The following is a 22,905-nucleotide window of genomic DNA, read 5'->3' as shown; positions in this document are numbered from 1 at the left end:
GCTCAGGTCTCGTTCGAAGGGGGAGGAGCACTGCCGCGGCGGCGCGCAAGCGCCTGCACGTCGAGCAGCATCTGGCGCGTGCGGAACACGCGCACGCCGCCATGGTAGTGCAGCAGGTTTCGCAACGGGATGCGCAGCACCGAAGCCACCTCGGCACAGGCCTGCATCACGGGCACGAAGGGCGCGGGCTCGTCGAGCGCAGCCTGCAGCGCCAGCCAGTGCGCCGCGGGCAGCGGATGGTGGTCGTCGTCGTGCGCGAGGCGCAGGCCCGCCTCGGGCAACAGCACGTAGGCCGCGCCGGCGTCGAGCGGGGCGAAGGTCTGGCCTTCGCTCGCGAGGTCGGGCAGCTGGCCGGTGTCGCGCAGCAGCAGCAGCTCGAAGGCGCGCACCACCACGGCCTGTGCCTCGGGGCGCTCGGCCAGCAGTTGCACGGCGGTGGTGAAGTGGTCGAACAGGCGCGGGTGCGGGTCGTCGCGCGCGAGCAGGCGCATCAGCAGCTCGTTGAGGTAGGCGCCCGCGATCAGCGCGTCGCCGGTCGGCATCACGTGGCCGCCGCGCCATTGCGCGGCCTTGAGCGCACGCACCTCGGCCTCGCCGGTCCAGGTGATCTGCAAGGGCTGCAGCGGCAGCAGCACGGGGCGGAACTGCGAGGTGGGCCGCTTCACGCCCTTGGCCACCAGCGCGATGCGCCCGTGGTGGCGGGTGAACACCTCCAGCACCAGGCTGGACTCGCTCCAGTCGTAGCGGTGCAGTACGAAGGCGGGTTCGTCGACGGTGCGGCGGGCCGTGCTCACTCGTAACCGAACGATCGCACGCGGGCGTCGTCGTCCGCCCAACCGGAGCGGACCTTCACCCACAGCTCGAGGAACACCTTGCCGCCCCAGAGCTTTTCGAGCTCCACGCGCGCCTCGGTGCCGATGCGCTTGAGCTTCTCGCCCTTGTCGCCGATGACCATGCCCTTGTGGCCTTCGCGTTCCACCACGATGGTGGCGGCGATGCGGCGCAGCTGGCCCTCCTCCTCGAAGCGGTCGATCACCACGGTGGAGGTGTAGGGCAGTTCGTCGCCGGTCAGGCGGAACAGCTTCTCGCGCACCATCTCGGCGGCCATGAAGCGCTCGCTGCGATCGGTCAGGTCTTCGGGGTCGTGTATCCAGGGCTGCTGCGGCAGGTACTTCTCGCAGATGCCGAACAGGCGTTCGATGTCCTTGGGCGCCTTGGCCGACATGGGCACGAACTCGGCGAAGGGGTGGCGCTCCTGCATGGAGCGCAGCCAGGGCGCGAGCTCGCCGCGGCGGTGCACCTGGTCGAGCTTGTTGGCCAGCAGCACCACGGGCACGTTGGGCGGCAGCAGCGACAGCACCTTGGCATCGGCCAGGTTGAAGTGCCCGGCCTCGACCACGAAGAGGATCAGGTCGACGTCGGCCACCGCGCCCAGCACGGTCTTGTTGAGCGAGCGGTTGAGCGCATTGCCGTGGCGCGTCTGGAAGCCCGGCGTGTCCACGAAGATGAATTGCGAGGCCGCGACCGTGCGGATGCCGGTGATGCGGTGGCGCGTGGTCTGCGCCTTGCGCGAGGTGATGCTCACCTTCTGGCCCACGAGCGCGTTGAGCAGCGTGGACTTGCCCACGTTGGGCTTGCCGACGATGGCGACGTAGCCGCAGCGCTGGGTGGCGGGGTCGACCTCGACCGGCGCGGCCGCCTCGGGGGCGGCCTTGCCGAGGGCACGCGCGAGCATGGCCTCGAGGTCGGTGTCGGCGGGGGCGGGAGCGGGGGTGTTGGCCATGGGTGGGTTCAAGCGGGCTTGGCCTGAAGGTGTTGCAACATGGCCGCGGCGGCCGCCTGTTCGCCGGCCCGGCGCGACGCGCCGATGCCGCGTTCGCTGTGGCCGGTTTCCTGCACGGTGCACTCCACGTCGAAGGTCTGTTTGTGGGCCTCGCCCAGCGTGGCCACCACGCGGTACACAGGCAGCTTCATCTTGCGCGCCTGCAGCCACTCCTGCAACTCGGTTTTCGGGTCTTTGCCGAGCGCGCTCATGCGCGTGTTGAGCTCGACACCGGCGTACAGGCGGCGCACCAGGGCGGCCGCGGGTTCGTAGCCGCCGTCAAGGAACACCGAGCCGATCACCGCTTCGAGCGCGTCGGCCAGGATCGAGGGGCGCTTGTGCCCGCCCGAGCGCTTCTCGCCGTCGCCCAGGCGCAGGCCGTGCGACAGGCCCAGGGCCTGGGCCAGCTCGAACAGCGTGTCCTGCTTGACCAGGTTGGCGCGCACGCGCGAGAGATCGCCTTCGGGCAAGGCGCCGAGCTTCTCGAACAGCAGGCCCGAGATCGCGAGGTTGAGCACCGAGTCGCCCAGGAATTCCAGGCGCTCGTTGTGATCGGCGCTGAAGCTGCGGTGGGTCAGTGCCCGCTCGAGCAGGCGGGGATTGGCAAAGCGGTGCTGCAGGCGGGCCTGCAGCGCAAGCAGTTCGGGATTCAAACCATCCAGCGGGCCCGGCTCACTTGGAGCGGCCCTTGTATTTCATGACCAGCCAGGCGGGGCCGGCGAGGTGGATCTCGCGCACGTAGTCGAAGGACACGACCACGCGGTCGCCCTCCTTGCCCACCGTGAGGTCCTTGGCCGTGATGGTGCGGATGTCGTCGATGGTGGCGGCCTTGTCGAAAAGGTCGCGCACCTCGGCCACGGTGGACCCGCCCGATGCCTTGTTCACGGCCTTCTGCACGGCCATGTACTCAAGGTAGGTCGGAAACACCTGGGCGGCCACCAGGCCCGCCAGTGCCAGCAGCACACCCACCACCACCAGGCCCACAAAGGTCAGCCCTTGTTGCTGCCGCTTGAGCTTCATACGCAGTTCTCCCGGGGAGCGAAGGTCATTCGAAGGAACCGATGCGACTGAGATCGCCGAAGTTCATCCACACGAAAAACGCCTTGCCAACGATATTCGCCTCGGGCACGAAGCCCCAATACCGCGAGTCGAGCGAATTGTCGCGATTGTCGCCCATCATGAAGTAGTGCCCCGCGGGCACCTTGCACACCACGCCCTCGACGCTGTAGCGGCAGCCATCGGCGAAGGGGAACTCGGTGGCGCCGGGCACGAAAGCCGGGCGATCGGCGTCATTGAGCGTGTTGTAGGCCTTGCCGTCCAGCGTTTCGCGCCATTGCTTGGCGTAGCGCATGGAGTCCTTGTCGAAGAAGTCGGGCTGGGCCACGCGCGGCACTGGCTTGCCGTTGACCGTGAGCTGCTTGTTCAGGTAGGCCACTTCGTCACCGGGCAGGCCGATGACGCGCTTGATGTAGTCGAGGCTGGGCTGGGGCGGGTAGCGGAACACGATCACGTCGCCGCGCTGGGGGTCGTGGTTGTGCCAGACCTTGGTGTTGAGCACCGGCAGGCGGATGCCGTAGTGGTACTTGTTGACCAGAATCAGGTCGCCCACGCGCAGCGTGGGAATCATCGAACCCGAAGGAATCTTGAACGGCTCGAACAGGAACGAGCGCAGCAGGAAGACCGCCAGGATCACGGGGAACAGGCCCGCGGTCCAGTCGAGCCACCAGGGCTGGGCCAGCACTTTCTGGCGCGCGGGTTCGATGTCGCCTTCGATCTGGCTGAACCCTTGCTTGGCGAGCGCCGCCTTGCGCTGTTCGTGCTCCGCGGCCAGCACATCGGCGACGCGGCGGCGCTGCGGCAGGAAGTACAGCCGCTCGGCCACCCAGTACACCCCGGTGACCACGGTGGCCAGGAACAGCAGCAGCGAAAAGTTGCCTTCGATGGCGCCGGCGTACCAGCCCGCGGCGTACGCAACGAAAGCGGCGAGCACCACGCCCGTGATCGGACCCATGATCGCCTGCATCAGTCTTGCACCTGGAGGATGGCCAGAAAGGCCTCTTGAGGCACTTCGACGGACCCGATCTGTTTCATGCGCTTCTTGCCTGCCTTCTGCTTTTCGAGGAGCTTGCGTTTGCGGGTGATGTCACCGCCGTAGCATTTTGCCAGCACGTTCTTGCGCAGCGCCTTGATGGTTTCGCGCGCAATGATGTTGCCGCCGATGGCCGCCTGGATCGCCACGTCGAACTGCTGGCGGCTGATGATCTCGCGCATCTTGGCCGCCACCGCACGGCCGCGGTATTGGGCCTGGGTGCGGTGCACGATGATGGACAGCGCGTCCACCTTGTCGCCGTTGAGCAGGATGTCGACCTTGACCACGTCGGAGCGGCGGTACTCCTTGAACTCGTAGTCCATGGACGCGTAACCGCGGCTCACCGATTTGAGCTTGTCGAAGAAGTCGAGCACGATCTCGCCGAGCGGCAGGTCGTAGGTGAGCATCACCTGCTTGCCGTGGTAGGCCATGTTGAGCTGCACGCCGCGCTTCTGGTTGCACAGCGTCATGACCGGACCCACGTACTCCTGCGGCATGTACAGGTGCACCGTGACGATGGGCTCGCGGATCTCCTCGATGCGGCCGGCCTCGGGCATCTTGGAGGGGTTCTCCACCATCAGCACCTCGCCGTCGCCGCGCACCACCTGGTAGACCACGCTCGGGGCGGTGGTGATCAGGTCCTGGTCGAACTCGCGCTCGAGGCGCTCCTGCACGATCTCCATGTGCAGCAGGCCCAGGAAGCCACAACGGAAGCCGAAGCCCAGCGCCTGCGAGACCTCGGGCTCGAAGTGCAGCGAGGCGTCGTTGAGCTTGAGCTTCTCGAGCGCGTCGCGCAGCGCGTCGTACTGGTTGGCCTCGGTGGGGTACAGGCCGGCGAACACCTGGGGCTGCACTTCCTTGAAGCCGGGCAGCGGCTCGCTCGCCGGGCCCGCGTTGTTGGGCAGCTTCTTCTCGAGCGTGATCGTGTCGCCGACCTTGGCCGCCTGCAGCTCCTTGATGCCCGCGATGATGTAACCCACCTCGCCCGCCTCGAGCGCCTCGCGCGGCTGGTTGGCGGGCGTGAACACACCCAGGTTGTCGGCGTTGTAGACGGCGTTGGTCGCCATGAGCTTGATGCGCTCGCCCTTGCCCAGGCGACCGTCGACCACGCGCACCAGCATCACCACGCCCACGTAGGCGTCGTACCAGCTGTCGATGATCATGGCGCGCAGCGGCGCGTCGGGGTTGCCGCGCGGCGCCGGCACCTTGGCCACCACCGCCTCCAGGATGTCTTCGACGCCCATGCCCGTTTTCGCGGAACAGGGAATCGCGTCGCTGGCGTCGATGCCGATCACGTCCTCGACCTCGCGCTTGGCGTTCTCGGGGTCGGCGTTGGGCAGGTCCATCTTGTTGAGGACCGGCAGCACCTCCACGCCGAGGTCGAGCGCGGTGTAGCAGTTCGCCACCGTCTGCGCTTCCACGCCCTGGCTGGCGTCCACCACCAGCAGCGCGCCTTCGCAGGCCGAGAGCGAACGTGAGACCTCGTAGCTGAAGTCCACGTGGCCGGGCGTGTCGATCAGGTTGAGGTTGTAGACCTGACCATCGCGCGCCCGGTACTGCAGCGCGGCTGTCTGCGCCTTGATGGTGATGCCGCGCTCTTTCTCGATGTCCATCGAGTCGAGCACCTGCTCGCTCATCTCGCGATCGGAGAGGCCACCACAGCGCGAGATGATGCGATCGGCCAGCGTGGACTTGCCGTGGTCGATGTGCGCGATGATGGAGAAGTTGCGGATGTGATTCATCGAAGAAACCGGGCTTTCGCTCACGGTCAGAGGCGCCGCGACAGCGCCCGAGAGACCATAAAAAAGGGCGCGTCAGCTGCTGACGCGCCCGTAACCAACAATCAATGGCAACTGCGATAGTTGGAGTTTCATTGTAGGCAAAAAGCCCCGCTCGCACAGCCGCCAGCCACCTCAAAACCCTTGTCGCCGGGCCGCAACAGGGGTCTTTATCAACAAGTTATCCACATCAATTCTGAACAAGCTGTGAACCGCTTGTGGACGCGCTGGGGACGGTTCTCGCTGGCTCCCGCATCATGAATTGAGCAGGGCCCGCATGACAGGAATCGCCGCGGCGCGCCCGGGATTTTATCGAATACGGTCAAGATTGATCGCCAGGAAGTTGGTGCCCGCTGACTTTTCACCCTCCCCAGGAGGTCTTGGTCAACCGACCGACCTGTGGCGAATCGACCACCCGACGACGGACGGACGGCGATGACCCAGGGCCGATCGGGGACTTTGGCCAGGCACCCCGGTTTTGCGTTTACCGCTGGGGCCGCACCACCGCGTAGTGCGCCCACTCGCCACGGCGCAGCAACAAGGTGACCGGCTTGCCCTTCTCGGCCTTGGCCAGTACGGCCTCGACCTCCTTGGCCGAGCCCACGTCGGTGTTGGCCACCGCCACGATCACATCGCCCTCGCGCACGCCTGCGCGGGCGGCAGCCCCCGTGACGCCCGCCACGCGCACACCGCCGCGAACGTTCAGGCCCTTGGCATCGGCCGCGCTGAGTTCGGCCAGCAACAGGCCCAGCGACTGCACCGCACCGCCCGTGGGGGCGGGTGTGGGCTCGGGCGTGGCGGCGGCCCGGGTCTCGGGCTTCTCCGGTTCGATTTCGGCCACCACCACGCTGAGTTCGCGTTGCGCGCCCCGGCGCAGCACCGTCATCGTGCTGCGGCTGCCCGGGCGCGTATTGCCGACCATGCGCGGCAGGTCGACCGACTTGTCGATCTCCTTGCCATCGAACTTGAGAATGATGTCGCCCGGCTCCACCCCGGCCTTGGCGGCCGGCGAGTCGGGCTCGACGCCGCGCACCAGCGCGCCCTTGGCCTGCGACAGGCCCAGCGACTCGGCCACTTCCTTGCTCACCTGGTCGATGCGCACGCCGATGCGCCCTCGCGTGACGCGCCCCGTGGCGCGCAACTCGTTGGAAACACGCACCGCTTCGTCGATGGGGATGGCAAACGAGATGCCCTGGAAACCGCCCGAGCGCGAATAGATCTGGCTGTTGATGCCGATCACCTCGCCGCGCATGTTGATCAGCGGACCGCCCGAGTTGCCGGGGTTGATCGCCACGTCGGTCTGGATGAAGGGCAGGTAGTCGCCGGTGTCGCGCTGCTTGGCGCTCACGATGCCAGCCGTGACCGTGTTCTCCAGGCCGAAGGGCGAACCGATCGCCATCACCCACTCGCCCACGCGCAGGCGGTTGACGTCGCCAAACTTCACGGGCGTGAGGCCGGTGGCCTCGATCTTCACCACCGCCACGTCGGTGCGCGTGTCGGCACCCACCACGCGGGCCTTGAACTCGCGCTTGTCGGGCAGCGTCACCACGAGCTCGTCGGCGCCGTCGACCACGTGTGCGTTGGTCATGATGAAGCCGTCGGCACTGAGCACGAAGCCCGAACCCACGCCGCGCGGGCGGGCCTCGCCGCCGCCATCGGGCCCCGGTTGCTGGCGCGGCGTGCGCGGCACGGCGCCGGGCGGGATCGGGATGCCGAAGCGCCGGAAGAACTCGAGCATGTCCTCGTCGGGCGCCCCGCCCTGTGCGTTGCGACCGGCGCTGCGCTCAAGCGTGCGGATGTTGACCACCGACGGCCCAACCATGTCGACGAGATCGGTGAAGTCGGGCAAGCCTCGCACGCTGGGTGCAGACTGCGCCGCCACAGGCAGGGGCGCCAGCAAGGCCACCGGGCCCAGCGTGGCCGCCAGGGCCAGAGCCAGAAGGGAACGCGAGAACGGGACGGACATCGGGATCCTCCTACGGTCGATCAGGAAAAGGCGCACGGGGCTGCGAGGCCCGATTGGGCCATCAATGCGCTGCCCATTCGGGCCAGTCGGGCATCAGGGAATGCGCTCGAGCGACTGGGCAAAGCGCTGCAACGTGGCGGGTGGCACCTCGCCCACCGCCGTGACCCAGTGATCGCCCACGCGGCGGCTCACCGAGTAGGTCGCACCGAGCGCGGCCTCACCCTCCTGACCATGGCGCTGGGCATCGAAGGGTTCGACGAACAGCGACACCGAGGCCAGGCCATCGGAAAACACCCACTGCATGGGCGCCTGGCCAGGCGGGGTCGAGGCGTCGGCATCGCGCGTGTGGCAGCTCATGGACGCGAAGCCCGGCACCGTTTCCTTCAGGCGCCAGCCCTCGGCCTGCGGCGTGGTCTTGCGCATCGTGGGCTTGACCACCTCGTAGCCGCGCGTGTCCTTCATGAGGCGCGCGAGCTTGTCCATGCTCACGGGCGCGTCGAGCTGGAGTTCGGAGAAGGCCACCTGCTCGAGCACGCGGCCGCGGCTGTCGAGGGTCTGCAGCTTCACCACGAGGCCCGACTTCTGCTCTGACCACACGCGGTAGCCGAAGCGGAATTCGTCGCGAGGGAGGATTTCGACCATGTCGGCGAGGTGGCCGGCCACGCGCTGGGCCCCGATCTCACGCGACCCGTAGAACTGCGGGATCACGTTCTTGGGCGTGCGCACGAGGTCGGGGAACATGCCCAGCGACTCGCGCTTCTCGACCACCGCCTTGCGGGTTTCGGGCTCGAAGGTGATGACCTCGTTGTTGCGGCGCATGGTCGTGCGCGGCGCGCCGGTCAACATCTCGACGCGCTCCATCTGTTGGTTGCCGTCGCACACGTGCCAGATCTTGGAGGCCGACATGGCCGAGCCAGAGGTCACGACCAGCGTGCCCGTGTAGGCGCGGTAGCGCGAGGCCTCGTGCATGCGCGACAGCCAGTCGTTGACGCTGCGCGTGCTGGGCAAGGGTGCCGCGCCACCGCTCGACGAGGTCTGCGCCATCAAGGGGGCGCTGGCCCATCCGGCGCAGGCCGACACGATGAGGGCAGCGCCCCAGCGGCGCAGACGCAGTGGCCGCGGGCGCCGGACGACGGTCAGGGCATCAACGGGCATCGGCGTCATAGGTGGCGTTGCGGATGAAACCCGTGGACGACTGGAACGCCGACATGCCGCCGTGCTGGCGGTGTTCCGCGAGCAGACGTTCGAGTGCGGCGTCGCGGATCACGCGGCCCTGCGGCGTGGACACCACCACCGGGCGCGGCTCGGCGGTGGGCGCCGCGACCAGCACCGGTGCGGCCGCCGGCGCGGCGGCCGGCGCAGCGGGCGCGGCCTGCACCAGCTGGGCATCTGCGCGGACGGCGGGCGCCGTGGTGCCCATCAGATTCCAGCCGATGGAAGCCACGGCCACCACGCTCGCAAAACCCGAGACCATCTTCCAGCGGAACACGCCGTCGTTGGCCGCTTCGGTGCGCGCGGGCGGTACCTCGGGCGCGGGCGCCATGACCGGGCGCGGCAGCGGCGCATCGGCGGCCAGCCCCGCGTGCAGGCGATCCAGGAAATCGCTCGGGGCGCTGGCCGGCAGCACCGCGCTGTGGCCCCGCAGCACGTCGCCGATCAGCTGGTACCGGTGCCATCGGGCCTGTGTTTCGCCGTCGTCTGCGGCCAGCAGCCGGCTCAGCGCCTGCTCATCCAGCTCGCCGTCGCACAGAGCGGACACCGGTTCGCCGTGCGCGACGGCGTGAGGGTTTTCGTGCAGCGGGTTCATCGTGACTACCTCAGCGATCAAGACACTCACCAGCGCTTGCCCGACTGCCGATCAAGCAAGGGCTTGATGCGCGCGGAGATGGCTTCGCGCGCCCGGAAGATGCGCGAGCGCACCGTCCCGATGGGGCAATCCAGGGCTTGGGCGATTTCTTCGTAACTCAGACCTTCAATCTCGCGCAGGGTGATGGCCATGCGCAACTCTTCGGGCAAGGCCTCCATGGCGGCATTGACCGCATTGGCGATTTCCTTGCTCGCCAGCACCGCCTCAGGCGTCTCGGTGTCGGCAACGTTGGGGTTTAGTTCGCGCTCCGGAGCGGAAGTTTCATCGTCCTCGGCGGATTTGAGCTGTGACTGGTAGACCAGCGGGTCGCGCTTGAGTTCGAGCAGCTGCTTCTTGGCGGTGTTCACCGCGATGCGGTAGAGCCAGGTGTAGAACTGGGCGTCACCGCGGAACTGTGCCAGCGCGCGGTAGGCGCGGATGAAGGTTTCCTGGGCAATGTCCTGGACCAGATCGGCATCGCGGACCATGCGCCCGATCAGGCGCTCGACGCGGCGCTGGTACTTGATGACCAGCAGGTCGTAGGCGCGCTGCTCGCCGGCCAGAGTCCGTTGCACCAGCATGGCGTCGCTGTCGGGCGGCGGCGGAGCGGTGTGGTCTTCCGGAATCATGCGCGCGGGACTATACCCGATGGGGTCTCACCGGCCCGGCTCAGGGCCGGGTAGCGGCGCGCACGGCACGGCGCAGGGCCGGCCAGTCGGCCGGCGCGCGGCCCGCGTCGAGCCAGAGCCAGCGCGGCGCATCCGTGTCTGACGCGAGCTCGAGCAGCAGGATGCGCTGCAGATCGAGCGCCACCCGGACCGCCGCCAATGGCCGCTCGTGCAAGCCCGCCGCGTCGCGCCAGTGCCATGGCGCATCGCCATCGCGCCGCGCCACCGCCCCCCCGCCGTAGCACAGCCAGCCGCACGGCTGTCGCGCCAGGCTGCGCCCGGCGAGCGCACACCAGCCCAGCCAAACGGACCCGAGCGCGCCGATGGCCAGCGAGGACAGCCCCGGAGCGCTCAGGACGAGCAAGGTGGGCAAAGCCAGGGCGAGCACGACCAGGCCGCCTGCCCAGACGGCAGAACGCCCCACCGGATAGGTCACCGATGGAGCGTGCTGCATGCGGGCGGCCCGGGCTCAGACGCGCTTGAACACCAGCGTGCCGTTGGTGCCGCCGAAGCCGAAGTTGTTCTTCACGGCCACATCGACCTTGCGATCCCGCGCCGTGTTGGCGCAGTAGTCGAGGTCGCACTCGGGGTCCTGGTTGAAGATGTTGATCGTCGGCGGGATCTGCTGGTGGTGCACCGCGAGCACGGTGAACACGCTTTCGATACCCCCCGCGCCACCCAGCAGGTGGCCGGTCATGGACTTGGTCGAGCTCACCACCATCTTCTTCGCGTGGTCGCCCAGCGCGGCTTTGATGGCGCTGGACTCGTTGACGTCACCCAGCGGCGTCGAGGTGCCGTGGGCGTTCAGGTAGTCGACCTGGTCGGCGTTGAGGCCCGCGTTGCGCAGCGCATTCACCATGGCGCGGCGCGGGCCGTCCATGTTGGGCGCGGTCATGTGACCGGCGTCGGCGCTCATGCCGTAGCCCGAGAGCTCGGCGTAGATCTTCGCGCCACGCGCCTTGGCGCGTTCGTACTCTTCGAGCACCATCACACCGGCGCCCTCGCCCAGCACAAAGCCGTCGCGGTCCTTGTCCCAGGGGCGGGACGCCGTGGCCGGGTCGTCGTTGCGCGTGGACAGCGCGCGCATGGCGGCAAAGCCCCCCACACCCAGCGGCGAGACCGTGGCCTCGGAGCCACCCGCCACGATCACGTCGGCGTCGCCGTACTCGATCTTGCGGGCCGCTTCACCGATCGCGTGCAGACCGGTGGTGCAGGCCGTCACGACCGCCAGGTTCGGCCCCTTGAAGCCGAAGCGCATGGACACGTGCCCCGAGATCATGTTGATGATCGAGGCCGGCACGAAGAACGGCGAGATGCGGCGCGGGCCGCGGTTGACCAGTTCGGAATGGGTTTCTTCGATCAGCGGCAGACCGCCGATGCCCGAGCCGATGATGCAGCCGATGCGGGTGGCGGTCTCTTCATCCAGGGCGTCGCCCGTGGGCAGGCCCGAGTCGATCACCGCCTGGTGCGCGGCGGCGATGCCGTAGTGGATGAAGGTGTCCATGGTGCGCGCCTCTTTGGCGCTCATGTAGGACTCGAGATCGAACCCCTTGACCTCACCCGCGATGCGGCACGCCATGTTCGACGCGTCGAACTTCGTGATCGCGGTGATGCCGGAACGGCCGGCGATGAGGTTGGCCCAGGCATCGGCCACCGTGTTGCCCACGGGGGTGATGCAACCCAGGCCGGTCACGACAACGCGACGTCGGCTCATGGGCGGATCAGGCCTTCTGGTGCTTGAGCGCGTAGTCGATGGCGTTCTGCACCGTGGTGATCTTTTCGGCTTCTTCGTCGGGGATCTCGATGCCGAACTCGTCTTCGAGGGCCATCACGAGTTCCACCGTGTCCAGCGAGTCGGCACCGAGGTCGGCGACGAAGGCCTTCTCGTTCGTGACCTGACCTTCTTCCACGCCGAGTTGTTCGGCAATGATCTTCTTGACGCGTGCTTCGATATCGCTCATAGGTCCCTCAAAGGGTGGTTGGAATGCAGCCCGGCATTTTAGCCGGGGGATGATGACGGGGCCGAAGGGGGCAGGATGCCCGCCCATCAGGCCATGAACATGCCGCCGTTGACGTGGAGCTCCTGCCCCGTGACGTAGCTGGCGCGCGGGCTTGCGAGGAAGGCCACCGCGTGCGCGATGTCGGCCGGCTTGCCCAGGTGGCCCAGCGGGATCTGGCCGAGCAGCGCCTTCTGTTGCTCTTCGGGCAGCGAGGCGGTCATGTCGGTTTCGATGAAGCCCGGCGCCACGCAGTTGACCGTGACGTTGCGGCTGCCGAGTTCGCGCGCCAGGGCGCGCGTCATGCCGGCCACGCCGGCCTTGGCGGCCGCGTAATTGGCCTGGCCCGCATTGCCCGACGCGCCCACCACGCTGGTGATGCTGATGATGCGGCCGTAGCGCTGCTTCATCATGGGCCGCATGACGGCGCGGCTCAGACGGAACACGGCCTTGAGGTTGGTGTCGAGCACGGCGTCCCAGTCGGCGTCTTTGAGGCGCATGGCGAGCATGTCGCGCGTGATGCCGGCGTTGTTCACCAGCACGTGCAGCGCGCCGTGGGTCTTCACGATCTCGTCGACCAGCGCGTCGGCCGCCGCCGCATCGTTGACGTCGAGCACCGCGCCGCGGCTGCCGGCGCCCGCGCCGGGCACGGCCTTGAGGGCCGCGTCGAGCTTGGCCGCGCCCTCGGCGCTGGTCGCCGTGCCGACCACGATCAGGCCTTGCTGGGCGAGCTCGTGGGCGATGGCCGCGCCGATGCCGCGCGAGGCGCCCGTGACCAGGGCCACCTGGCCCGCGAATTTCACTTCAGACATGGGTTTTCTCCGCTCAGGCCAACAGGGCCTTCACCTCGCCCAGCGTGGCCGGGTCGAACAGGGGCGCGCCTTGCAGCGACGCGTCGATGCGCTTGGTCATGCCGGCCAGTACCTTGCCCGGCCCGCATTCGACGAGGGTGTCGATGCCGCGCGCACGGATCGCCTGCACGCACTCCACCCAGCGCACCGGGCCGAAGGCCTGACGGTACAGCGCGTCGCGGATGCGTTCGGGGTCGGTTTCCACCGCCACGTCGATGTTGTTGACCAGCGGGATCTGCGGCGTCAGCAGCGGGGTCTGTGCGAGTTTTTCGCGCAGGCGTTCGGCCGCGGGTTTCATGAGGCTCGAATGGAACGGCGCCGACACCGGCAAGGGCAGCGCGCGCTTGGCGCCCTTGGCCTTGAGCACCTCGCAGGCCTTCTCCACCGCGGCCTTGCTGCCCGCGATCACGGTCTGCACCGGGTCGTTGAAGTTCACGGCTTCCACCACCTCGCCGCTGCCGGCCGCGAAGCCGGCCTGCACCTCGGCGCAACCGGCCTGCACCTGCTGTGCGTCCATGCCGAGGATGGCGGCCATGGCGCCGGTGCCCACGGGCACGGCGTCCTGCATGGCGGCGGCGCGAAAGCGCACCAGCGGCGCGGCCTGTGCCAGCGTGAGCGAGCCCGCGGCCACCAGGGCCGAGTACTCGCCCAGCGAATGGCCGGCGACCGCGGCTGGCGTGGCGCCGCCTTCGGCCTGCCACACGCGCCAGGCGGCCACACCGGCCACGAGCATTACGGGCTGGGTGTTGGTGGTGAGCGCCAGGGCTTCTTTCGGGCCTTCGTGAATGAGCTTGGCCACGTCTTCGCCGAGCGCCTCGGAAGCTTCGCGCAGGGTCTCGGCCACCGCGGGGTGGTCGCCCCACGCGTCGAGCATGCCCACGGCCTGCGATCCCTGGCCGGGGAACACGAATGCAAAGGGTTTCATCGTTCGCTTGTCTCTGTGGTTGTCGGATCGCGGGTGCGCGGCGGGCTCAGAAATCGAGCAGCACCGCGCCCCAGGTGAAGCCACCGCCCACGCCCTCGAGCATGACGGTGTCGCCGGCCTTGACCTTGCCCGCGCGCACCGCATGGTCGAGCGCGAGCGGGATGGACGCCGCCGAGGTGTTGCCGTGTTCGTCCACGGTGACCACCAGCTTGTCCAGCGGCAGCTTCAGCTTCTTGGCCGTGCCCTGCATGATGCGGATGTTGGCCTGGTGGGGAATCAGCCAGTCGATGTCGGCGTCGGTGCGGCCGGCCTTGTCGAGCACGGCGCGCGCCGCGCTCTCGAGCACACCCACCGCGAGCTTGAACACCGCCTGGCCATCCATCTTGAGCAGCGGATCGCCGAGGACCTGACCGCCCGACACATGGCCGGGCACGCACAGGATGCCGACGTGCTTGCCGTCCGCGTGCAGGTCGCTCGCGAGAATGCCCGGCGTGTCGGACGCCTCGAGCACCACGGCGCCCGCACCGTCGCCGAACAGCACGCAGGTGGTGCGGTCGTCGAAGTTGAGCAGGCGCGAGAAGATCTCGGTGCCGATCACGAGCGCGCGGTTCGCGCTGCCGGTGCGGATCATCGCGTCGGCCACGGTGAGCGCGTACACGAAGCCGCTGCACACGGCCTGCACGTCGAAGGCGGGGCAGCCAGCGATGCCGAGCTTGTTCTGGATGATGGCGGCGGTCGACGGGAACACCATGTCGGGCGTGGACGTGGCCACCACGATCAGATCGATGTCGCTGGCCTCGCGGCCCGCGGCCTCGAGCGCTGCGCGCGCCGCGAGCACGCCGAGGTCGCTCGCGAACACGCCATCGTCGGCGAAGTGTCGGGCGCGGATGCCGGTGCGCTCGATGATCCACTGGTCGCTGGTCTCGACGCCGCGCGGGGCCAGCAGGGCCACCATGTCGTCGTTGGTGAGTCGGCGCGGCGGCAGGTGGCTGCCGGTGCCGGTGATGCGGGAGAAACGGGTCATGCCGGGCGGGGTTCGCTCAGAGAGAGGCTCCAGGGAGTCGCTCAGATGGTCGGGATGTTGCCGAGTTCGCTCAGGGTCTCGGGCGAGAGCAGCGGTCTGGCACGGGCGATGCGCTGCCGGACGTTGTCGAGCAGGCCGCGGGAGGCCGCATCATAAGCGCGCGCCAGCGCGTGTTCGAAAGCGAAGGCGTCGGCCGATCCGTGGCTCTTGAAGACCAGGCCCTGCAGGCCCAGCAGTGCCGCGCCGTTGTAGCGGCGGTGGTCCACGCGGTCGCGGAAGGCGTTGAGCACCGGCATGGCCACCAGCGCGCTGAGCTTGCGCCAGGGGCTGCGCGTGAACTCCTCGCGGATGAAGCCGGCGATCATCGACGCCAGGCCTTCGCTGGCCTTCAAGGCCACGTTGCCCACGAAACCGTCGCACACCACGATGTCAGTGGTGCCCTTGAAGATGTCGTTGCCTTCCACGTTGCCGTGGAAATTGAGGTCTCCCGAGAGGCTCGCCGCGCGCAGCAGCTGGCCGGCCTGCTTGATGACCTCGCTGCCCTTGATGACCTCTTCACCCACGTTGAGCAGGCCGACCGAGGGCGCGTCGCGGCCGGTGATGGCGGCCACCAGGGCCGAGCCCATGACCGCGAACTGCAGCAGGTGCTCGGCGCTGCAGTCGACGTTGGCGCCGAGGTCGAGCACCGTGGTGGCGCCGCCCGCCGCATTGGGCATCTGGGTCGCGATCGCGGGGCGCTCGATGCCGTCGAGCGTCTTGAGCAGGTAACGCGCGATGGCCATCAGCGCGCCGGTGTTGCCGGCCGACACGGCTGCCTGCGCATGTCCGTCCTTGACTTGCTGGATCGCCACGCGCATGGACGAGTCCTTCTTGCGGCGCAGCGCAATCTCGATCGGATCGTCCATGCTCACCACCTCGCTGGCGGGCACCAGCGACACGCGGGGGTGGTCGAGCAGCCCCGACCCGTCGCGCAAGGCATCGGGACGCCCCACCAGCAGCAGGCGGGCATCGGGCTGGGCTTTCAGGAAGGCCGCACACGCCGGCAGGGTGGCCCCCGGACCGACGTCTCCCCCCATGCAATCCACAGCGACGGTGATCATCTCAACATCCCGAACGGGCGCGCGCAACGCCCTTGTTGTAATGAAAAAGGCCCGCATGCGGGCCCGTGTCTCCGTGAGTCCGAGGGCACGCCAGCGCGCGCCCGCCGGTCAGCCCGAGGGTCAGGCTTCGGATTTGTTCTTGAGCACCTGACGGCCGCGGTAGAAGCCGTTGGGGCTGATGTGGTGACGCAGGTGCGTTTCGCCGGTGGTGGGCTCGACGGCGATGCCGGGCACGGTCAGCGCGTTGTGCGAACGGTGCATGCCACGCTTGGAGGGCGACTTTTTGTTTTGCTGGACGGCCATGTTGGGCTCCTGGGAATGTTGGACTGGGACGGAAGTGGCCCGCCCTGGCGCAAAGCCAAGCATTATAGCCCGATCGGATCGGACCGTCCAAGCCAGGCTTCACGAACCGTCCCCGGGCTTGCGGCCCTTGAGCTGCTGCAGGGCCGCAAAAGGGTTCGGCCGTTCGGGCGCCGCGGCCTCCGCCGGCGCTGCCGCGCCTTGCAGCGCGGCGGGCGTTTCCGGGCAGGCTTCGTGCATGGGCACCAGCGGCAGCGCCATGATCAGCTCGTCCTCGATCACCTCGAACAGATCGGGCCGCGGCTCGAGCGCGAGCAGGTCTTCCTCGGCGTCGTCGTCCTGGGCCTCGGCGGCCGCTTCGTCGGCCACGAAGCGGAACCAGCGGTCGACCAGCAACTCGGTGTCGACCGCGCCCAGGCAGCGCTGGCAGGCCAGTGGCACCACGGCGCGCACCTGCAGGTGCAGCCAGGGCTGGGGGCCCGACCCGGTGGGGCCGTCGCGCCATTCGCCGCGGGCCGACCAGTACACCCGCGCGTCGGGCGCGAGCGGCGCCTGCAGGTCGGGGGCCAGGCGCTTCAGGTCGGCCAGCGGCAGTTCGCCGTCCAGCGTGGCCGCGGCCTGGGCGAAGCGCAGGGCGTCGAAGCGGCGCGGATTGAAAGGGCCCGTCGAGGGCTTCTGGGCGGAAGGCATCCGGCGATTGTAGGGAGGGGTCTTCACAATACGCCCATGTCCACCTCCCCCTCCTCCTCCCGGGCCCTGGTGCTCGGCTCCACGTCCCGCTACCGCCGCGAGCTGCTGCAGCGCCTGGGATTGCCCTTTGACGTGCTCGGCCCGGGCGTCGATGAAACCCCGCTGGCCGGCGAAACCCCCGAGGCCCTGGCCCGGCGGCTCGCGCTCGCCAAGGCCCGTGCCGTGGCCCGGCAACGGCCGGCGGCGGTGGTGATCGGCAGCGACCAGGTGGCCGACCTGAACGGTGAGCCGCTGGGCAAGCCCGGCACGCACGAACGCGCGGTCGAACAGCTGCGCCGCATGCGCGGCCAGACCGTGGTGTTCCAGACCGCGCTCTCGGTGGTGTGCCACGAGAGCGGCTTCGAGGCCAGCGAGCTCGCGCCCGTGCGTGTGCGCTTTCGAGATCTCGATGACGCCGAGATCGAGCGCTACCTGCGCGCCGAAAAGCCCTACGACTGCGCCGGCAGTGCCAAGAGCGAGGGCCTGGGCATCGCCCTGCTCGAGCGCATCGACAGCGACGACCCCACAGCGCTGATCGGCCTGCCGCTGATCCGCACCTGCCGCCTGCTGCGCGCCGCCGGCCTGCGCCTGCCATGACGCCCGGCCGCCTCTACCTGGTGCCGACGCCGCTCGATTTCGGCGCCGAGCCCCAAACCCTGGCGCAGGCCCTGCCGGCCGAGACCATCGCCACGGCCGCTCGGCTCACGCACTGGATCGCGGAGAACGCCAAGAGCGCCCGCGCCTTCCTCAAGCGCGTGGACGGCCTGAGCCCGCTGGCCGCGCCGCTGCAGGCGCAGCAGATCAGCGAACTGCCGCGGCAGGCGCACAAGCAGGGCGACCACAACGGCCACGCGCTCGACGCCGCCGCCAAGGCCCTGCTCGCCCCGGCGCTGCAGGGCCACGACATCGGCCTGCTGAGCGAAGCGGGCATGCCCGCGGTGGCCGATCCGGGCAGCAGCGTGGTGCGCGCCGCCCATGCACTGGGCCTGCCGGTGCTGCCGCTGGTGGGACCGGTGTCACTGATGCTCGCGCTGGCGGCCAGCGGCCTCAATGGCCAGCACTTCGCCTTCGTGGGCTACGTGCCGCAGGACGCGGCGGCGCGCGCGAAGCGCCTGCGCGAACTCGACGCCAGCGCCGCACGCACGGGCCAGACGCAGATCCTCATCGAAACGCCCTACCGCAACGCCGCGCTGCTGCAGGCGCTGCTCGAACAACTGTCGCCGGCCTCGCGGCTGGCCGTGGCCTGCGGCCTGGGGCTGCCGCAGCAGTCGGTGCGCAGCGCGCTCGTGGCCCAGTGGCGCCAGCACCCCGGCTGGCGCGAGGGGCTGCCGCTGTCGCTGCCCGCGGTGTTCCTGTTCGGGCCCTGAGGCGGCGCGTGCCCGATCAGGCCATCACGCGCTGCAGGTGGGCGCGCACCGCCTCGCTGAGCGCCGGGTTGGCCAGCGCGAGGTCGATGGTGGCTTCGAGGAAGCCTTCCTTGCTGCCGCAGTCGTAGCGCCGGCCGTCGTAGCGGAAGGCCTGCACGCGCTCCTTGCCGATCAGCGCCGCAATGCCGTCGGTGAGCTGGATCTCGCCGCCGGCGCCGCGCGGCTGCTGGCGGATGCTCTCGAACACCGCGGGCGTGAGGATGTAGCGGCCTGCGACGGCGAGCGTGGACGGCGCTTTCTCGGGCGCGGGTTTTTCGACCATGCCGAACACCTCGGCCAGCGTCGCGTTCACGCCGTGCACGTCGACCACGCCGTAGCGCCGGGTTTCGGCGCGCGGCACGTCCTGCACCGCGAGCACGGTGCCGGGGCTCTGCGCGTAGGCCTGCACCATCTGCGCCAGCACCGTCGGTCCGCCCGACATCTGCTCGCGGCCGATCATCAGGTCGTCGGCCAGCAGCACGGCGAAGGGCTCGTTGCCCACCAATCGCTCGGCGCACAGCACCGCATGGCCCAGGCCCAGGGCGCGCGGTTGGCGCACGTAGAAGCAGTCCATGTCGTCGGGCTTGATCGAGGTGACCAGTTCGAGCAGCGCGCCCTTGCCGGCCGCCTCGAGTTCGGTCTCGAGCTCATAGGCCACGTCGAAGTGGTCCTCGATCGCGCGCTTGTTGCGGCCGGTGACGAAGATCATCTCGCGGATGCCGGCCGCGTAGGCCTCTTCCACCGCGTACTGCATCAGCGGTTTGTCCACCACCGGCAGCATTTCCTTGGGAATGGCCTTGGTGGCGGGCAGGAACCGGGTGCCCAGGCCACCCACGGGAAACACGGCTTTTCGGATCGTCATGGTGTGGAATATTTCGGCATTGCCTGTCAAACAAGTCACCCATAATACCGACGGCTTAAGTCGATCCCCTGCCGCGCGGGGCAAAACGCACCGCTTCGTGCAGCGAAGCTGAAACAGAACATTTCCATGAACATCACCCCTGTCGTGCTGTGCGGCGGCTCCGGCACCCGCCTGTGGCCGCTATCGCGCCAAAGCCTGCCCAAGCAGTTCGTGCCCCTGGTCGGTGACAAATCCTTGCTGCGGTTGACACTCGAACGCCTGGCCTGGTGCGGCCAGCCGGCCTTGTGCGTGGCCTCGGAAGACCACCGCTTCCTGGTGGCCGACGAGATCGAACGCGCGGGCCAGCGCGGCACGGTGGTGCTCGAGCCCGCGGCGCGCAACACCGCCGCGGCCATGGCCCTGGCCGCGCTGCAGGCCGGCAGCGATGCGCTGCTGCTGTTCTGCCCCTCCGACCACCACATCCCCGATCCCGTGGCCTTCGGCGAAACCGTGCGCCAGGGCGTGGCGGCCGCCGAGGCCGGCGCCATCGTCACCTTCGGCGTGGTGCCCACCTTCCCGAGCAGTGCCTACGGCTACATCGAGCAGGGCGAGCCGCGCGCCGACGGCAGCCGGCGCGTGGCGCGCTTCATCGAGAAGCCCCAGCCTGCCGCCGCGGCCGAGCTGCTGCTGCGCGGCGGTGTGCTCTGGAACGCGGGCATCTTCCTGGTCACGGCCAGCGCGCTCAAGGCCGCGCTGCAGCGCCATGCGCCCGACATCCTGGCCGCCTGCGAGCAGGCCATGGCGGGCGCCACCACCGAAACCATCGCGCGCATCGCACTCGTACGCCCGCAGCCCGAGGCCTTTCTCGCCTGCCGCTCGCAGAGCATCGACTACGCCGTGATGGAGCCGCACGACGACGTCGCCGTGGTGCCCTTCCAGGGCCAGTGGAGCGACGTGGGCAGCTGGAACGCGGTGGCCGACCTCGCGCCCGCCGACACCGCCGGCAACCGCGTGCAAGGCCACGGCCATGCGCTGCAGGCCCGCAACACCTTCATCCACGCGCCGCACCGGCCGGTGGTGGCGCTGGGCACACAAGACCTGCTGATCATCGACACGCCCGACGCGCTGCTGGTGGCCCAGCGCGACCATGCCGAGCAGGTCAAGGACGTGGTGGCCCACCTCGCCAAACAGGACGTGCCGCAGGCCGCCACGCACCGCCGCGTCGCCCGGCCCTGGGGCTGGTACGACAGCATCGACATGGGCGAGCGATTCCAGGTCAAGCGCATCGGCGTGAAGCCCGGCGCTTCGCTGAGCCTGCAGAAGCACCACCACCGCGCCGAGCACTGGATCGTGGTGCGCGGCACGGCCGAGGTCACGCGCGGCCAGGACGTGTTCCTGATGTCCGAGAACCAGTCCACCTACATCCCCATCGGCGAGGTGCACCGCCTGCACAACCCCGGCAAGATGGAGCTCGAAATGATCGAGGTGCAATCGGGCGCCTACCTGGGCGAGGACGACATTGTCCGGCTCGAAGACCGCTACGGCCGCGAACCCAAATCCGCATGAACCACAAGACCATCCTGCTCACGGGGGGCGCGGGCTACATCGGCAGCCACACCGCGGTCGCCCTGATCGAGGCCGGCTTCGAGCCCGTGATCCTCGACAACTTCGCCAACAGCCACCCCGTGGTGCTCGAACGCCTGAAGCAGATCACGGGCCGCACCATGGCCCTGGAGCGCGGCGACGTGCTCGACCAGGCCTGGGTGCTCGAGGTGCTGCAACGCCACCGCCCGGTCGGCGTGGTGCACTTCGCGGGCGACAAGGCCGTGGGCGAAAGCGTGGCCGACCCGCTCAAGTACTACCGCAACAACCTCGGCGGCGCCACCAGCCTGCTGCAGGCCATGGGCGACGCGGCCCAGGCCGGCGGGCCCGCGCCCACGCTGGTGTTCTCCAGCAGCGCCACGGTCTACGGCGATCCCGCGCGCGTGCCCATCACCGAAGACTTCCCGCGCAGCCACACCAACCCCTATGGCCACACCAAGCTGGTCATCGAGGACATGCTCACCGCGCTGCGCCACGCGCAGCCGCAGTGGCGCATCGGCACGCTGCGCTACTTCAACCCCGTGGGTGCACACCCCAGCGGCCTGATCGGCGAAGACCCCGCGGGCATTCCGAACAACCTCATGCCCTACGTGGCCCAGGTGGCCGTGGGCGTGCGCGAGCAGCTCGGCGTGTTCGGCGGCGACTACCCCACGCCCGACGGCACCGGCGTGCGCGACTTCATCCACGTGATGGATCTGGCGCGCGGCCACGTGGCCGCGCTGCAGGCCCTGCTGGGCCAGGGCGAGAGCTTCACCGTCAACCTGGGCACGGGCCGCGGCCACAGCGTGCTCGAAGTGGTGGCCGCGTTCGAACGCGCGAGCGGCCGGCCGGTGCCTTACCGCATCGGACCGCGCCGCGCAGGCGACGTGGCCCAGTGCTGGGCCGACGCCTCGCTGGCGCAGCGCCTGCTGGGCTGGCAGGCGCGCCACACGCTCGACGAAATGTGCGCCGACGCCTGGCGCTGGCAGCACCAGAACCCGCGCGGTTACCGCAGCTGAAGGCCGGCGCTCTGCGCCGCGCGGAACGCGCCTTCACCGATGCTCGCACCGAAGCGGCGCGCCAGGCGCAGGCCCAGGTTTTCGCGCTGCGTGTAGTCGACGATCTCTTCGGCCTTGACCACCTCGCGCGCCACGTGGTCGAGGTTGCCCAGACCGTCGGCGAGGCCGATGTTCACGGCCTGCTGGCCGCTCCAGACCAGGCCGCTGAAGGTGTCGGGGCTTTCCTTGAGGCGGTCGCCGCGGCCCTTCTTGACCACCGCGATGAACTGCTGGTGGATTTCTTCGAGCATGCTTTGCAGGTAGGCCTTCTGCGCCGGGTCCTGCGGGCTGAAGGGATCGAGCATGGCCTTGTTCTGGCCCGCGGTCATGAGCCGGCGCTCGATGCCGAGCTTGTCCATCAGGCCGGTGAATCCGAAGCCGTCCATGAGCACGCCGATGCTGCCCACGAGGCTGGCCTTGTCGACGTAGATGTCGTCGGCCGCGGCCGCGATGTAGTACGCCGCCGACGCGCAGGTTTCCTCCACCACCGCGTACACCTTCTTGTTGTGCAGCGCCTTCAGGCGGTGGATCTCGTCGTTGATGATGCCGGCCTGCACCGGACTGCCCCCGGGCGAGTTGATGAGCAGCACCACGGCCTGCGCGCCCTGGTCCTCGAACGCCGACTTGAGCGCCGGCAGCACGTTCTCGGCGCTGGCCTCGGCGCCGGCGGCGATGGTGCCGGAGACGGCGATCACCGCGGTGTGCGGCGTGGACACCTGGTTCGTGGCCATGCCCTCGGCCTTGATCGCCAGCCACACGAAAGCGCCGATCACCAGCAGCCAGGCGAAGCGGAAGAACAGCCGCCAGCGGCGCGCGGCGCGCTGCTCCTTCAATTGCGCGAACAGCAGTTTCTCGATCGCTTCGCGCTCCCAGGGAACGCCCGCGGGACGCGGGGTGCCGGTGGCGTTGAAATCCTCGTTCATG

25 protein-coding genes are annotated in these 22,905 nt (G+C 69.0%); 4 read left to right on the top strand and 21 right to left on the bottom strand.

All coding sequences use genetic code 11. The features are described from left to right. Positions 1–2: 2 nt before the first annotated feature. The 19 genes from recO to G9Q37_RS02025 form a co-directional block, all read right to left on the bottom strand. Complete coding sequence (recO, locus tag G9Q37_RS02115; protein ID WP_166223903.1) at positions 3–794, bottom strand: DNA repair protein RecO; 792 nt, start codon at positions 792–794, stop codon at positions 3–5. After that, positions 791–1,783, bottom strand: coding sequence for a GTPase Era (gene era / locus G9Q37_RS02110; protein WP_166223900.1), 993 nt, complete (start codon positions 1,781–1,783; stop codon positions 791–793). The genes recO and era overlap by 4 nt, the downstream gene beginning before the upstream one ends. Before the next feature lie 8 nt (positions 1,784–1,791). After that, positions 1,792–2,475 (bottom strand): ribonuclease III, encoded by a 684-nt coding sequence (gene rnc / locus G9Q37_RS02105; protein ID WP_166223897.1) that lies wholly within the window; start codon positions 2,473–2,475, stop codon positions 1,792–1,794. Between the two features lie 19 nt (positions 2,476–2,494). Then, entirely contained in the window at positions 2,495–2,842 is a 348-nt protein-coding gene (locus tag G9Q37_RS02100; RefSeq protein WP_166223894.1) for a DUF4845 domain-containing protein, read from the bottom strand. Between the two features lie 25 nt (positions 2,843–2,867). Beyond that, entirely contained in the window at positions 2,868–3,833 is a 966-nt protein-coding gene (lepB, locus tag G9Q37_RS02095) for a signal peptidase I (RefSeq protein WP_205710710.1), read from the bottom strand. Positions 3,834–3,844: 11 nt separating this feature from the next. Beyond that, positions 3,845–5,653 carry a translation elongation factor 4 gene (gene lepA / locus G9Q37_RS02090; RefSeq protein ID WP_166223887.1) on the bottom strand — a complete coding sequence of 603 codons (1,809 nt, stop codon included), beginning with the start codon at positions 5,651–5,653 and terminating at the stop codon, positions 3,845–3,847. Between the two features lie 520 nt (positions 5,654–6,173). Beyond that, positions 6,174–7,655: a Do family serine endopeptidase gene (locus tag G9Q37_RS02085; RefSeq protein WP_166223884.1), complete on the bottom strand. Its 1,482-nt coding sequence runs from the start codon at positions 7,653–7,655 to the stop codon at positions 6,174–6,176. A gap of 93 nt (positions 7,656–7,748) precedes the next feature. After that, complete coding sequence (locus G9Q37_RS02080; protein ID WP_166223882.1) at positions 7,749–8,810, bottom strand: MucB/RseB C-terminal domain-containing protein; 1,062 nt, start codon at positions 8,808–8,810, stop codon at positions 7,749–7,751. After that, the gene (locus tag G9Q37_RS02075) at positions 8,800–9,462 is read right to left on the bottom strand and encodes a sigma-E factor negative regulatory protein (RefSeq protein ID WP_166223879.1); all 663 of its coding nucleotides are present in this window, start codon (positions 9,460–9,462) and stop codon (positions 8,800–8,802) included. The genes G9Q37_RS02080 and G9Q37_RS02075 overlap by 11 nt, the downstream gene beginning before the upstream one ends. A gap of 26 nt (positions 9,463–9,488) precedes the next feature. After that, complete coding sequence (rpoE, locus tag G9Q37_RS02070; protein WP_166223876.1) at positions 9,489–10,130, bottom strand: RNA polymerase sigma factor RpoE; 642 nt, start codon at positions 10,128–10,130, stop codon at positions 9,489–9,491. Positions 10,131–10,170: 40 nt separating this feature from the next. Then, the gene (locus G9Q37_RS02065; protein ID WP_166223873.1) at positions 10,171–10,623 is read right to left on the bottom strand and encodes a hypothetical protein; all 453 of its coding nucleotides are present in this window, start codon (positions 10,621–10,623) and stop codon (positions 10,171–10,173) included. Positions 10,624–10,638: 15 nt separating this feature from the next. Continuing rightward, positions 10,639–11,883 (bottom strand): beta-ketoacyl-ACP synthase II, encoded by a 1,245-nt coding sequence (fabF, locus tag G9Q37_RS02060; RefSeq protein WP_166223870.1) that lies wholly within the window; start codon positions 11,881–11,883, stop codon positions 10,639–10,641. A gap of 7 nt (positions 11,884–11,890) precedes the next feature. After that, positions 11,891–12,130: an acyl carrier protein gene (gene acpP, locus G9Q37_RS02055; protein ID WP_166223867.1), complete on the bottom strand. Its 240-nt coding sequence runs from the start codon at positions 12,128–12,130 to the stop codon at positions 11,891–11,893. A gap of 86 nt (positions 12,131–12,216) precedes the next feature. After that, positions 12,217–12,978, bottom strand: a complete 762-nt coding sequence (fabG, locus tag G9Q37_RS02050) for a 3-oxoacyl-ACP reductase FabG (protein WP_166223864.1) — start codon at positions 12,976–12,978, stop codon at positions 12,217–12,219. Positions 12,979–12,991: 13 nt separating this feature from the next. After that, on the bottom strand, positions 12,992–13,942 hold the full coding sequence (gene fabD, locus G9Q37_RS02045; RefSeq protein WP_166223862.1) for an ACP S-malonyltransferase: 951 nt from the start codon (positions 13,940–13,942) through the stop codon (positions 12,992–12,994). Between the two features lie 46 nt (positions 13,943–13,988). Then, positions 13,989–14,966, bottom strand: coding sequence for a beta-ketoacyl-ACP synthase III (locus G9Q37_RS02040; protein WP_166223857.1), 978 nt, complete (start codon positions 14,964–14,966; stop codon positions 13,989–13,991). 41 nt (positions 14,967–15,007) lie between these two features. Beyond that, entirely contained in the window at positions 15,008–16,066 is a 1,059-nt protein-coding gene (plsX, locus tag G9Q37_RS02035) for a phosphate acyltransferase PlsX (protein WP_166223854.1), read from the bottom strand. A 120-nt stretch (positions 16,067–16,186) separates the two neighbouring features. Beyond that, positions 16,187–16,369 (bottom strand): 50S ribosomal protein L32, encoded by a 183-nt coding sequence (gene rpmF / locus G9Q37_RS02030; protein ID WP_011794326.1) that lies wholly within the window; start codon positions 16,367–16,369, stop codon positions 16,187–16,189. 99 nt (positions 16,370–16,468) lie between these two features. Then, entirely contained in the window at positions 16,469–17,056 is a 588-nt protein-coding gene (locus G9Q37_RS02025; protein WP_166223851.1) for a YceD family protein, read from the bottom strand. Positions 17,057–17,092: 36 nt separating this feature from the next. Here G9Q37_RS02025 and G9Q37_RS02020 point away from each other — a divergent pair, with 36 nt between their 5' ends. Together G9Q37_RS02020 and G9Q37_RS02015 are read left to right on the top strand one after the other, a co-directional pair. Next, positions 17,093–17,692, top strand: a complete 600-nt coding sequence (locus G9Q37_RS02020; protein ID WP_166223848.1) for a Maf family protein — start codon at positions 17,093–17,095, stop codon at positions 17,690–17,692. Beyond that, positions 17,689–18,462, top strand: coding sequence for an SAM-dependent methyltransferase (locus tag G9Q37_RS02015; protein WP_166223845.1), 774 nt, complete (start codon positions 17,689–17,691; stop codon positions 18,460–18,462). The genes G9Q37_RS02020 and G9Q37_RS02015 overlap by 4 nt, the downstream gene beginning before the upstream one ends. Before the next feature lie 16 nt (positions 18,463–18,478). Here G9Q37_RS02015 and galU read toward each other — a convergent pair whose 3' ends face one another. After that, on the bottom strand, positions 18,479–19,363 hold the full coding sequence (gene galU, locus G9Q37_RS02010) for a UTP--glucose-1-phosphate uridylyltransferase GalU (protein ID WP_166223842.1): 885 nt from the start codon (positions 19,361–19,363) through the stop codon (positions 18,479–18,481). Positions 19,364–19,489: 126 nt separating this feature from the next. Between galU and G9Q37_RS02005 the strand changes: the two genes are divergently transcribed. Both G9Q37_RS02005 and galE read left to right on the top strand, forming a co-directional pair. Next, entirely contained in the window at positions 19,490–20,908 is a 1,419-nt protein-coding gene (locus tag G9Q37_RS02005) for a mannose-1-phosphate guanylyltransferase/mannose-6-phosphate isomerase (RefSeq protein WP_166223839.1), read from the top strand. Continuing rightward, complete coding sequence (gene galE, locus G9Q37_RS02000) at positions 20,905–21,942, top strand: UDP-glucose 4-epimerase GalE (protein ID WP_166223836.1); 1,038 nt, start codon at positions 20,905–20,907, stop codon at positions 21,940–21,942. The genes G9Q37_RS02005 and galE overlap by 4 nt, the downstream gene beginning before the upstream one ends. On the opposite strand, the gene G9Q37_RS01995 is transcribed toward galE, so the two are convergent. After that, positions 21,930–22,904: a S49 family peptidase gene (locus G9Q37_RS01995; protein WP_166223833.1), complete on the bottom strand. Its 975-nt coding sequence runs from the start codon at positions 22,902–22,904 to the stop codon at positions 21,930–21,932. The two genes, galE and G9Q37_RS01995, sit on opposite strands and share 13 nt — an antisense overlap. Between the last annotated feature and the right edge of the window lies 1 nt (position 22,905).

The organism is Hydrogenophaga crocea (genome assembly GCF_011388215.1).
GTDB lineage: Bacteria > Pseudomonadota > Gammaproteobacteria > Burkholderiales > Burkholderiaceae_C > Hydrogenophaga > Hydrogenophaga crocea.
This window is presented reverse-complemented; position numbering and strand designations above follow the sequence as displayed.